Consider the following 13,136-nt stretch of genomic DNA (forward strand, 5'->3'; position numbering starts at 1 on the left):
CTCGACATTCAACTTACCAAAGCCGGGGTCAGGTCTGACAATTGGACACGATCTCGACAGTCAACCAGTCCGGCTTCGCTGGCATCGCCCATGTCGAATCTAAACAAGCCATCATTGGAAGCAAAAAACCGGGGACAGGTCTGACATTCGGACACGACCTCGACATTCAACTTAACAAAGCTGGGGTCAGGTCTGACAATTGGACGCGATCTCGACAGTCAACCGGTCCGGCTTAGCTGGCATCGCCCATGTCGGATCTGAATAAGCCATCATTGTAAGTGGTTAAAGCTGAGGTCGTGTCCGAATGTCAGACCTGACCCCGGCTGTGCTACAGGACGAAAAAAAACGCCTCCGAAGAGGCGTTTTTCATGTCAGTCAACCGATCAGCCAACCCACTTGCGCGCGTTGCGGAACATCCGCATCCATGGCGACTCGTCACCCCAGGATTCCGGCGCCCACGAATGCACCGAGGCGCGGAACACGCGCTCGGCGTGCGGCATCAGGACCGTGAAGCGCCCGTCGGCCGTCGTCACCGACGTCAGTCCGCCCGGCGAGCCGTTCGGGTTGAACGGGTACGTCTCGGTGGCCTGGCCGCGGTTGTCGACGAAGCGCATCGCCTTGATCGATGCGTCGTAGTCGCCCGTCAGCGAGAAGTCGGCGAAGCCTTCGCCGTGCGCGATGGCGATTGGCGCGTGCGTGCCGGCCATGCCCCGGAAGAAGATCGATGGCGAGTCCAGCACTTCGACCATGCCGAAGCGCGCTTCGAATTGCTCCGACTTGTTGCGCGTGAACTTCGGCCATGCCTGTGCACCCGGGATGATCGATTTCAGGTTGCTCATCATCTGGCAGCCGTTGCAGACGCCCAGGCCGAAGGTGTCCTGGCGCGCGAAGAAGCGGGCGAACTGATCCGACAGCTGCGGGTTGAACAGGATGGTCTTGGCCCAGCCTTCGCCAGCGCCCAGCACGTCACCGTACGAGAAGCCGCCCACAGCGATCACGCCATGGAAGTCGTCCAGTTTGGCGCGCCCGGCAATCAGGTCGCTCATGTGCACGTCGATGGCCGCGAAGCCCGCCTGATGCATGACCCACGCAGTCTCGATGTGCGAGTTGACGCCCTGCTCGCGCAGGATCGCCACGCGCGGACGCTTGCCGGTTGCGATGAACGGTGCAGCGACATCCTCGTCCAGGTTGAAGCTGATCTTCGGCGTCATGCCGATATCGTGCTCGTCGAGCAGGCGGTCGTATTCGGCGTCCGCGCACTCCGGATTGTCGCGCAGGCGCGCGATGCGCCAACTGGTCTCGCTCCACAGGCGGTGCAGGCTGCTGCGCTTTTCGTTGTAGATGACTTTCGCGTCGCGCGTAAATTCGATGGCGCCGCGGTCATTGAGCTTGCCGATGATATGGCTGCAGGCGCCCAGGTTCGCTTCGCGCAGCACGTTCATGACGGCCGTCTTGTCGTCCGTGCGTACCTGGAATACGGCGCCCAGTTCTTCGCTGAACAGCGCGCGCAGCGTCATTTCGTTGCGGCGCTCGGCTACCTGGCCAGCCCAGTTCTTGGCATCGCCCCAGTCGGCGCCGTGCCCGCTCTCCATCGTCAGGATGTCGAGGTTGACCGACACGCCGGTGCGGCCAGCGAAGGCCATTTCGGCCAGCGTCGCGAACAGGCCGCCGTCCGAACGGTCGTGGTAAGCCAGCAGCTTGCCATCCTTGTTCAGCGCCTGGATCGCGCCGAACAGCGCTTTCAGGTCGTCCGGCGAATCGACGTCCGGCACCGAGTCACCCAGTTGCTGCGTGACTTGCGCCAGGATCGACGCGCCCAGGCGGTTCTTGCCACGGCCCAGGTCGACCAGGATCAGGGCGGTCTCGCCCGCATCGGTCCGCAGTTGCGGCGTCAGCGAGCGGCGGATGTCGGCCACCGGCGCGAACGCCGAGACGATCAGCGATACCGGCGAGATCACGGCCTTGGCGGCGCCTTCGTCGTTCCAGGTCGTGCGCATCGACAGCGAATCCTTGCCGACCGGGATCGACACGCCCAGCGCCGGGCACAGTTCCATGCCGACGGCTTTCACGGTGTCGAACAGTGCAGCGTCCTGGCCCGGCTGGCCGCAGGCCGCCATCCAGTTGGCCGACAGCTTGATGTCCGAGATGTCGTCGATCGCGGCGGCCGCGATATTCATGATCGACTCGGCCACGGCCATCCGGCCCGACGCAGCGGCATCGATGACGGCCAGCGGCGTGCGCTCGCCCATTGCCATCGCTTCACCGAGGAAGCCGTCGTACGCCATTGCCGTGACGGCGCAATCGGCCACCGGCACCTGCCACGGGCCGACCATCTGGTCGCGCACCGTCATGCCGCCAACCGTGCGGTCGCCGATCGTGATCAGGAACGATTTGTCGCCCACGGTTGGATTCTGCAGCACGCGGCGCGCCGCTTCGACCAGCTCGATGCCCGTCAGGTCCACTGGCGGGAACGTGTTCTGCACATGCTGCACGTCGCGCGTCATCTTCGGCGGTTTGCCGAGCAGGACGTCCATTGGCATGTCGACCGGTGACGCATTCGGGCCACCGGCCTGCTCTTCGTCGAGCAGGCGCAGTTGACGCTCTTCGGTCGCGGTGCCGACGACGGCAAACGGGCAGCGCTCACGCTCGCACAGCGCGGCGAACTTCGCCAGGCTCTCGGGGGCGATCGCGAGCACGTAGCGCTCCTGCGATTCATTCGACCAGATTTCTTTCGGCGCCAGGCCGCTTTCTTCGAGCGGCACCTTGCGCAAATTGAAGATCGCACCGCGCTTGGCGTCGTTGACGATTTCGGGGAACGCATTGGACAAGCCGCCCGCGCCCACGTCGTGGATCGAGATGATCGGATTGTGCGCGCCCAGCTGCCAGCAGCCGTTGATCACTTCCTGTGCGCGGCGCTCCATCTCCGGGTTGCCGCGCTGGACCGAGTCGAAGTCCAGGTCGGCCGTGTTGGTGCCGGTGGCCATCGACGACGCGGCGCTGCCGCCCATGCCGATGCGCATGCCAGGGCCGCCCAGCTGGATCAGCAGGCTGCCGACCGGGATTTCATCTTTGTGCGTGTGCGCGGCCGAGATGCTGCCGATGCCGCCGGCGATCATGATCGGCTTGTGATAGCCGTAGACCGCGCCGGCTGCGCCGACGTTTTGTTCGTAGGTACGGAAGTAGCCGCCCAGGACCGGCCGGCCGAATTCATTACTGAATGCGGCGCCGCCGATCGGGCCTTCAATCATGATCTGCAGTGGCGAGGCGATGCGTTCCGGCTTGCCATACAGCGCATCCGAGCGCACCTGGCTCGTCACGTCCGACGCGTTTTCCCACGGCCGCACGGCGTCAGGGATTACCAGGTTCGAGACCGTGAAGCCGGCCAGGCCCGCCTTCGGCTTGGCACCGCGGCCCGTTGCGCCTTCGTCGCGGATTTCGCCGCCGGCGCCGGTCGAGGCGCCCGGGAATGGCGAGATCGCGGTCGGGTGATTGTGCGTTTCGACCTTCATCAGGGTGTGCACGAGCTCCGTCGACGGGCCGTACTCTTCACCGTCGCGCGGGAAGAACCGGGTCACGGTCGCGCCTTCGATGATCGACGAGTTGTCGCTGTAGGCAACGACGGTGCCGCGCGGGTTCAGCTGGTGCGTGTTCTTGATCATGCCGAACAGCGAGATGCTCTGCTTCTCGCCGTCGATGACCCAATCGGCATTGAAGATCTTGTGGCGGCAGTGCTCCGAGTTCGCCTGGGCGAACATCATCAGCTCGACGTCGGTCGGGTTGCGCTGCGCTTTCGTGAACGCGTCGTTCAGGTAATCGACTTCGTCGTCCGACATCGCCAGACCGAGTTCGGTGTTGGCGCGCACCAGTGCGGCGCGGCCAAGACCCAGCACGTCGATGCTCTCGAGCTGCTTGCCTTCGAGTTCATTGAACAGGTGCTGCGCGTCGTCGGCGTTGCGCAGGACGGTATCGGTCATGCGGTCGTGCAGCAGGCCGATGACCGCCTGCAGCTCGTCGTCCGCCAGCTTCTTGGGCGCGCCGAAGCTGCTGCCCAGGATGCCGGTCTTGAGCACGACGGTATAGCCGATGCCGCGCTCGATACGGTGGACATGGCCCATGCCGCAGTTGCGCGCGATATCGGTCGCTTTCGAGGCCCACGGTGAAATGGTGCCCAGGCGCGGGATGACGAAGAATGCTTCGGTCACGCCTTCGTACAGGGTCTCCGGCGCAGGCTCGCCATAGGTGAGCATGGCCGACAGGCGCGACGTATCGTCGATGGACAAAGGCGCGCTGGTGTCGATGAAATGGTAGAAACGGCCCTGGACGGCGGCGATCGACGGGGCGACAGCTTGCAGTTGGCTCAGGAGGCGTTGGCTACGGAAGGCGGACAGGGCATTGGAACCCGGCAGAATCAACATGGCTTGGACAGTCGGTTGATGCAGCGTCGCTGCTAGGGTGGAAGATAGGCCGGTATTATACAGCCTCGCCCCTCTGGCCGGGCCGCCATCGACGACCGACAGCCACCCCGCGCACGCAGCGAGTCGGTTTCCTTGATCGATTCGGCACTTGCCGGTATCTTAACGGTGGACAATCTTGCGATGTGCGCCGTCCGGCGTACGCGGCCAGAGCAGACGAGAGCGACGATGCAAGAAAACGCGAACCTGGCGGTGCTGGTGGTCGATCCCAATCCGGGCATGCGCACCAGCCTGCAAAACATGCTGGGCCTGGCCGGCATCACGAAGATCGAACACGCGGTCAATGCCAACACGGCGATCCGCCAGCTGCAGCAGCGCGCGTTCGACATCATCCTGTGCGAATACGACCTGGCCAGCGGCGCGGGCGAAGGCCAGGACGGCCAGCAACTGCTGGAAGACCTGCGCCAGCATCGCCTGATTACGCCGTCGACCATTTTCATCATGCTCACCTCCGAGGCCGAGCGCGACAAGGTCGTCAGCGCCGCCGAACTGGCTCCCACCGATTACCTGCTCAAGCCATTCACGGTGGACTTGATCAGCACGCGCATCAAGCGCGCCCTTGATCGGCGCGGCGCCCTGCTCCCGGCCTGGCAGCTGGCCGCGCAAGGCAGGCTGCGCGAGGCGATCCTTGCGTGCGCCAACGGCGCCCAGGCGCAGCCGCGCTTCGCGGCCGACCTCGCACGCGTGCGCGCCGAACTGCACACGACGCTGGGCGAACACGCCGAGGCTGCCGCCGTCTACCGCGACGTGCTGGCCGAACGCCCGCTGGGCTGGGCGGCGCTGGGCCTGGCGCGCACGCTGCTCGCGCTGGGCCAGGGTGATGACGCCCGCGCGATCCTCGAAGAACTGCTGGCGACCAACCCGCGCCTGATGGCCGGCTACGACCTGCTCGCGCGCTGCCTTGAAGCAGACGGCGAGCCGGCACTGGCCCAGACCGTGCTGGCCGATGCAGTGGCCATCTCGCCGCACGTCGTGGGGCGCCTGCGCAAGCTGGGCGAGCTCGCACTGGCCACCGGCGACATGGCCGTGGCCGAGACGTCGTTCCGCCAGGTCGTGGGCAAGGCGCGCTACTCGGCGTTTCGCGATCCCGAAGACCACGTCAGCCTCGTCAAGACGCTGGTGGCGCGCGGCGACCTGCTGCAGGCCAGCGGCGCAATCCGCGACCTGGAACGCACGCTGCGCGCGGCCCCGGGCTACGATGCCTGCCACGCCTATGCCAACGCGCTCCTGCACGACAAGACCGGCAACAGCGGCGCCGCCGTGGCCGGCCTGCAGAACGCCGTGTCGGCGGTGCGCGCCAACAATGCGCTGTCTTCCAGCCTGAAACTCGAACTGGCGCGCGCCTGTCTGGCGCACCGGCTCGACGAGCAGGCCGCCGGCGTGATGCTGACCGTGGTGAACGACGCCAGCAGCGGCGTCTCGCCCGACCAGGCGATGACGGTGTTCGTGAACGCCGGCCGCACCGACCTGCTGGACAACATGGACCAGCAGCTCAAGGCGCAGGCGCATATCCTGCTGGGCGTGGCCGATGAAAAACGCAATATGGGCGACGTGCGCGGCGCGGTCCAGACGCTGCGCGAAGCGCTGCACCTGGCGCCGCGCAATCTGCAGGTGATGGCCGCCACCGCTGGCGGCATCCTGCGCCAAATTAACGAACTGGGCTGGGACCATCCGCTGGGCCAGACCGCCGCCGGTCTGCTGGACGGCATCCGGGCCCAGGATGCGCAGCATCCACGGCTGGCGACGCTGACCGAGGAATACCAGGCGGCGCGGCGCAAGTACGGTATCGCGGCCGGCTGAACGACGTGCTCATGACCCGCATGCAAGCCGTACTGCTGTACGTTGCCATCGGCGCGACTGCCGTCATCGGAACCGGCACGGCACGCGCCGCGGACGCGCAGTCGGCACTCAAGTACGATTTGTACGCCTGCCAGCGCCCCGTCTGGCCCGCTGCCGCGCTGGCCCAGCACGCCAGCGGCACCACCACGCTCGAATTACGCATCCACGAACAAGGCTATCTCCTCGACGCGCGCGTGACCGGTTCTGCGGGCCGGGCCGACCTGGACGAGGCTGCGCTCGACAGCACGCGCGGTTGCACCTATCACGCGGTGGTGTCCACGGGCGACGCGCCGGGCGGCTGGCTCAAGACGCAATTCAAATGGTCATACAACGGCACATTCGCCGCGCCCGACGCGTCGCTGCTGGCGGCCACTAAGGCGCAGGCGAGCGGCGGCGATCCGGCTGCCCAGAACCGGCTCGGCACCTGGTACGAGCGCGGTACCCACGTCAAGACCGATCTTGTACAAGCCGCGCTCTGGTACGAAAGGGCGGCGCGGGCCGGCAATGCCCATGCACAGAACAATCTGGGCGTCCTGTCCCTGCGCGGCGCTGGCGTACCGCGCGATCGGCAGAAGGCAACCTGGTGGTACGCACAGGCGGCCGCACAGGGGCATGGCTGGGCCCAGGCCAACCTGGCCTGGAGCTACCAGCATGGCCTGGGCAACGACCTCGACCCCGAACTGGCCACGTACTGGCTGACGCAAGCTGCCGATGGCGGCCTTCCTGACGCCCAGGTACGACTCGGCACTATGCTGATGCGCAGTGCAGTCAACGACGATGAACGCCATACCGCTGCCGGCTGGCTGGCGCGCGCTGCGGCGCAGGATGACCCATCCGGGTTGTACCTGCTGGGCCGCACGTACGAGCTGGGCCTCGGCAATGCGCAGGACGACGTCGAGGCAGCAGCGCTGTACCGCAAGGCACTGGGCCGTAGCGACGGGCGGGCCGAGACTGCCCTCGGCGCCCTGCTCGATACGCTGCGCGCGCAGCCGCAGGCTGACGATGAGGCGGCGCTCCTGTACGAGCGCGCCATGGGAGCGCGCCACGCGACGGCGTTCTACCGGTATGGGCTGCTGCTGGAGCAGCGCGGCGAAGAAGCGCTGGCGGTCGCCCTGTACCAGCACGCCGCCGCGCAGCGCAACTGCGACGCCGTGCTCAGATATGTGCAATTGCGGCCTGCGGTGCTGGTGGCCGATCCCCGGGACAGCCATCCGCCGCATTGGGCACAGCGACAACGCTGGTGCAGCACCGACCCCGCACTGCAGCCGCGCTTCGAATGATCCTGCAACCGGACCACGATCACCTACCATGGCATTGCTCTCTCTCGCTCTGACGCTGCTGTCGGCCCTGACCTTCTGGCTCGCCATCCCGATCTTCATCCTGCCACCGCTGGGCGCGTATGCCGGTTATCGGGCGTATCGCGCACATCTAGAACGGCAACCGCGCGTGAGCCGGAGTCGGAAACTGCTGTGGATGCTGCCCATGCTGCTGGCCATCGTTGCCATGCCTCTCGAACTGTACGTGCTCAACGCCGGCTATCGCGTCTAGGCCCGCAAACTTGACGCACTGCACAAGTTACGGTCTACTGTCGATGTCATTGTTACTACAGCGGCCCGTTCGCATTCCATTTTGCTCGACCTAATTAACGCCCTTCCCCGCAACCTTTTCCTGCCTCCCACCAGCCTGTTTTTGATCATCGCGCTGGGTTTATTGCTGTGGCGTTTCCGGCCCAGGGCCGGGCGCATCATCGCCGGCACCGGGCTCGCCCTGCTGACTTTCATGTCGAGCAATGCGGGATCGAGCTTCCTGGTCGGACCGCTGGAGCAGCTGACCAAGCCACTGGCCCGGCCGGAAAGCGCCGGCGCCCAGGCCATCGTCGTGCTGGCAGCGGGCCGATTGCGCAGCGCGGGCGAATACGACAACCGCGACATCCCCGACCACACCGCACTGGCGCGCCTGCGCTACGGCGCGCACCTGCAGCGGCGCACTGGCCTGCCCATTCTGGTCACGGGTGGCAATGGCGGCAGCGGCGTCGATCCTGCCCAGATCGACATGGGGTACACCAAGGCCGACGCCATGGCCAGGGCGCTGCGCGAGGATTTCGGGGTGCCGGTCAAGTGGATCGAGCGGCGCTCGCGCGACACGGGCGAGAATGCCATCTACAGCAATGTGCTGCTGCGCCCGGCGGGGATCAAACGGATTTTGCTCGTGACCGATGCGATGCACATGCACCGCGCGCGCAATGTGTTCGAGCGCGAGGGCCTCGAGGTGGTCGAGGCGCCGACGATGTTCGTCTACAACCCGAATTACGGATTCGACGCGTGGCTGCCAAGCGCGGAAGGCATGCGGCGCTCGTGGTATGCAACCTATGAGCTGCTGGGCCTTGCCTGGTACCGGATCCGGGATCGCGAAGCACCGGGAGCCAAGCAGGATGCGGTAGCAAGTCCGCCGCGCAAGACGACCGTGGCGCCGCCGTTGACACCAGCACCAGCGCTGCGGACAGCACCGGTGCTACAGACAGCACCGGCACCCGAAAAAACACCGGCGCCCGACAAAGCACCGGCGCCGGCGCAGGCACCGGCGCCGGCAGTGAATTAAAGCACGTCGAGCAGTTCGACCTCGAACACCAGCGTGGCGTTTGGCGGGATCGGACCCGCGCCGCCGGCGCCATAGCCCATGTCGGCCGGCACGATCAGCGTGCGCTTGCCACCGACTTTCATGCCCTGCACGCCCACATCCCATCCCTTGATGACCTGGCCGGCGCCGAGCTGGAACTTGAACGGCTCGCGGCCGATCGACGAATCGAACTCCTTGCCGCGCTGCTGCGGCGCCGCCGGCTCGTACAGCCAGCCGGTGTAGTTGACGACAGCGGTCGCGCCGGCAGTGGCTTCCTTGCCGGTGCCGACGACGGTGTCGATCTGTTGCGAGGCGGCGGCCGGCGCAGTGGCAGTGCTGTCAGCGCTGGCAGCCGCAGGGGTGGCCGGTGCTTCGGCGCGCTTGCAGGCGGTGACCGTCAGCAGCATTGCCGCTACCAGGGCGGAGCAGGTCAGTACACGTTTCATGGTTTCTCTCGTAGTAGTTGGGGTGAAAATCGGTGCTGGTGCAGCATACAGGGCGATCGGTCCCGCCACAATATGCCGCCCCATCCTACGGCGTGCCGTAGCCGCCGCCGCCGGGCGTCTCGATGACGAACACGTCGCCCGCGGCCATGTCGATCTTGCCGATATGCCCCACCTGCTCGATGCGGCCGTCGGCGCGTTCAACGCTGTTCCGGCCACGCTCTGCGTCCCCGCCACCGGCCATGCCGAACGGCGCGTGAATCCGGTTGTTCGACAGGATCGCCGCCGTCATCGGCTCTAAAAAGCGTACGCGGCGCACGCCGCCATTTCCGCCATGCCAGCGCCCCGCCCCGCCCGAATTCAGACGAATCTCATAATGCTCAAGCCGCACGGGGAAGCGGAATTCGAGGATTTCGGGATCGGTCAGGCGCGAGTTGGTCATATTGGTCTGGACCACGTCGGTGCCGTCGAAACCGTCGCCCGCGCCGGAGCCGCCCGAGATGGTCTCGTAATATTGGTAGCGGTCATTGCCGAACGTGAAGTTGTTCATGGTGCCCTGCGCCGCCGCCATCACGCCCAGCGCGCCATATAGCGCATTGGTGATGCAGGTCGAGGTTTCGACATTGCCCGACACGACCGATGCCGGATAGTGCGGATTGAGCATCGAGCCAGGCGGAATGATCACCTTGAGGGGCTTGAGACAGCCGGCGTTCAGCGGAATCTCATCGTCGACCAGCGTGCGAAACACGTACAGCACGGCCGCCATGCACACGGCCGACGGCGCATTGAAGTTGTTCGGCAGCTGACCCGATGTGCCCGTGAAGTCGATCTCCGCACTGCGCGCGGCAGCGTCCACGCGAATCGCGACATCGATGTGCGCGCCGTTATCGAGCTGGTAGTGGAAGCTGCCGTCCTTGAGCGCCGAGATCACGCGCCGCACTGCTTCCTCGGCATTGTCCTGCACGTGGCCCATGTAGGCGCGCACGACGTCCAGGCCAAAGTGCGCGACCATCTTGTGCAGCTCTTCGACGCCTTTCTGGTTCGCGGCCACCTGCGCGCGCAGATCCGCCAGGTTCTGGTCGGGATTGCGCGCCGGGAAGCGCGCACCCACCAGCAGCGCGCGCGCTGCGTCTTCACGCAGCACGCCGTCCTGCCCGTCGATCAACTTGAAATTGTCGATCAGGACGCCCTCCTGCTCGATGTGGCTCGAGTCGGGCGGCATCGAGCCGGGCGTGGTGCCGCCGATGTCGGCGTGGTGGCCGCGCGAGCCGACGTAGAACAGGATCTCGGCGCCGGCCTCGTCGAACACGGGCGAGATCACCGTCACGTCGGGCAGGTGCGTGCCGCCGTTGTACGGATCGTTCAGGATGTAGACGTCGCCCGCATGCATGCGACCGGCGTTCTCGCGCATCACGGTCTTGATGCTCTCGCCCATCGAGCCCAGGTGCACCGGCATGTGCGGTGCGTTGGCCACCAGATTGCCGTCCTGGTCGAAGATCGCGCAGCTGAAGTCCAGGCGTTCCTTGATGTTGACCGAGTGCGCCGTGTTCTGCAGGCGCAGGCCCATCTGCTCGGCAATCGACATGAACAGGTTGTTGAAGATCTCGAGCATCACCGGATCGGCCGTGGTGCCGATCGCGCGGCGTTCGGGCAAGGCTTCCACGCGCTGCAGCACCAGGTGGCCATACGGCGTCACGCGCGCTTCCCAGCCCGGCTCGACGACCGTGGTCGCATTGTCTTCGGCGATGATCGCCGGGCCGCGCACCGCGTGCCCCGGCAGCAGGGCGCCGCGCGCGTAGACACCGGTGTCGTGCCAGCGGCCCGCACTGTACATGCGCAGGGTGTCCTGCGGGGCCGCTTCGCCGCTTGGGGTGGTCGTCGCCACCACCTGCTCCGGCGGCGCATCGGACTGGCCGATGGCCTCGACCGACACGGTTTCGACGATCAGCGCGCGTGCCGGCATCAGGAACGAGTAGCGGCGTTTGTAGGCTTGTTCAAACTGCGCCGTCATCGCTGCCATGTCGCCCGCAAGCACCACCAGCGCCGAGTCGGTGCCTTCATAGCGCAGGTGCACGCGTTCCACGAGCGTGATCCGCTCGGGCGCCACGCCCTGCGCATGCAACTGCGCGCGTGCGGCCTCACCCAGCACGCCGAGACGCTCGGCCAGCGCCGGCAGTACCGCATCGGCCAGGCGTTCTTCGACGGCCTGTTCGCGCATCGCGCTCTGGTCGGCCAGGCCCATGCCATAGGCCGACAGCACGCCGGCCAGCGAGTGGATGAACACCGTCTGCATGCCGAGGGCATCGGCGACAAGACACGCATGCTGGCCGCCGGCGCCGCCGAAGCTGGTCAGCACGTAGTCGGTGACGTCATGGCCGCGCTGCACCGAGATCTGCTTGATCGCGTTGGCCATATTGCCCACCGCGATCGCGATGAAGCCTTCGGCCACGGCTTCCGGTGCGGGCCGTTCACCCGTCGCGACGCCAATCTCGTCCGCGAGCGCGTCGAAACGGCGGCGCACGGTGGCCACGTCCAGCGCTTCATCGCCGCGCGCGCCAAAGAGGCGCGGGAAATAATCGGCCTGTACCTTGCCGAGCATGACGTTGCAGTCGGTGACCGCGAGCGGGCCGCCGCGCCGGTAGCTGGCCGGGCCGGGGTTGGCGCCGGCGCTGTCCGGCCCCACGCGATAGCGGCTGCCGTCGAAGTGCAGGATCGAACCGCCGCCGGCGGCCACGGTGTGGATGCTCATCATCGGCGCGCGCATGCGCACGCCGGCAACCTGGGTCTCGAACACGCGCTCGAACTCGCCCGCGAAGTGCGACACGTCGGTGGACGTGCCGCCCATGTCGAAGCCGATCACGCGCTCGAAGCCGGCCTGCCGGCTCGCGCGCACCATGCCGACGATGCCGCCGGCGGGACCGGACAGGATGCTGTCCTTGCCCTGGAATGCGCGTGCATCGGTCAGGCCGCCATTGGACTGCATGAACTGCAGGTTCACGCCAGGCAGTTCGTCGGCCACCTGGTCGACGTAGCGGCGCAGGATTGGCGACAGGTAGGCGTCGACGACTGTCGTGTCGCCGCGCGCGACGAGTTTCATCATCGGGCTCACTTCGTGCGAGACCGACACCTGCGTGAAGCCGATCGCACGCGCGATGCGGGCCACCGCCGCTTCGTGCGCCGTGTACCGGTAGCCGTGCATGAAGACGATGGCCAGCGAGCGCAGGCCGGCGTCGAACGCCGCCTGCAGGCTGGCGCGGGTGGCCGCTTCATCGAGCGGCTGCACGACGTCGCCGTGCGCGCCAACGCGCTCATCGATCTCGATCACCTGCGCGTACAGCAGCTCGGGCAGCACGATGTGGCGGTCGAACAGGCGGGGCCGGTTCTGGTAGGCGATGCGCAGCGCGTCGCGGTAACCGCGCGTGATCGCCAGGACGGTCGGCTCGCCCTTGCGCTCGAGCAGCGCATTGGTGGCCACGGTCGTTCCCATCTTGACCGCCTCGATGCCGGCCGCTGGCAGCGGCGCGCCCGCGGCGACGCCCAGCAGGTGACGGATGCCGGCAACCGCCGCGTCGCGGTACTGTTCGGGGTGCTCGGACAGGAGCTTGTGCGTGACGAGTTGCCCATCCGGGCGACGCCCCACGATATCGGTGAATGTGCCGCCACGGTCGATCCAGAACTGCCAATCCATACCCACTCCCTGTGCTGACCAGATGATGGGAGCCATTGTAGTGCGGACGGCGCGCCAACGTTGGCGCGAATGCACGAC

The 13,136-nt window shown here is 66.5% G+C and carries 7 protein-coding genes; 4 read left to right on the forward strand and 3 right to left on the reverse strand.

Annotation, left to right across the window (positions count from 1 at the left end; all coding sequences use genetic code 11):
• Positions 1-383: 383 nt before the first annotated feature.
• Positions 384-4,415, reverse strand: coding sequence for a phosphoribosylformylglycinamidine synthase (gene purL / locus NX775_RS21670; protein ID WP_258837869.1), 4,032 nt, complete (start codon positions 4,413-4,415; stop codon positions 384-386).
• 225 nt (positions 4,416-4,640) lie between these two features.
• Here purL and NX775_RS21675 point away from each other — a divergent pair, with 225 nt between their 5' ends.
• The 4 genes from NX775_RS21675 (at position 4,641) to NX775_RS21690 (ending at position 8,909) form a co-directional block, all read left to right on the forward strand.
• Positions 4,641-6,272: a tetratricopeptide repeat-containing response regulator gene (locus NX775_RS21675; protein WP_258837870.1), complete on the forward strand. Its 1,632-nt coding sequence runs from the start codon at positions 4,641-4,643 to the stop codon at positions 6,270-6,272.
• 11 nt (positions 6,273-6,283) lie between these two features.
• Positions 6,284-7,591: a TonB family protein gene (locus NX775_RS21680; RefSeq protein WP_258837871.1), complete on the forward strand. Its 1,308-nt coding sequence runs from the start codon at positions 6,284-6,286 to the stop codon at positions 7,589-7,591.
• A gap of 28 nt (positions 7,592-7,619) precedes the next feature.
• Positions 7,620-7,859, forward strand: coding sequence for a hypothetical protein (locus tag NX775_RS21685; RefSeq protein ID WP_258837872.1), 240 nt, complete (start codon positions 7,620-7,622; stop codon positions 7,857-7,859).
• Between the two features lie 81 nt (positions 7,860-7,940).
• Positions 7,941-8,909 (forward strand): YdcF family protein, encoded by a 969-nt coding sequence (locus NX775_RS21690; protein ID WP_258837873.1) that lies wholly within the window; start codon positions 7,941-7,943, stop codon positions 8,907-8,909.
• Here the strand turns inward: NX775_RS21690 and NX775_RS21695 are convergent.
• Together NX775_RS21695 and NX775_RS21700 are read right to left on the reverse strand one after the other, a co-directional pair.
• Positions 8,906-9,373, reverse strand: a complete 468-nt coding sequence (locus NX775_RS21695; RefSeq protein ID WP_258837874.1) for an FKBP-type peptidyl-prolyl cis-trans isomerase — start codon at positions 9,371-9,373, stop codon at positions 8,906-8,908. The genes NX775_RS21690 and NX775_RS21695 overlap by 4 nt on opposite strands.
• A gap of 85 nt (positions 9,374-9,458) precedes the next feature.
• The gene (locus NX775_RS21700) at positions 9,459-13,058 is read right to left on the reverse strand and encodes a hydantoinase B/oxoprolinase family protein (RefSeq protein ID WP_258837875.1); all 3,600 of its coding nucleotides are present in this window, start codon (positions 13,056-13,058) and stop codon (positions 9,459-9,461) included.
• Between the last annotated feature and the right edge of the window lie 78 nt (positions 13,059-13,136).

It is taken from the genome of Massilia aurea (assembly GCF_024753205.1).
Classification (GTDB): Bacteria; Pseudomonadota; Gammaproteobacteria; order Burkholderiales; family Burkholderiaceae_D; genus Telluria; species Telluria aurea.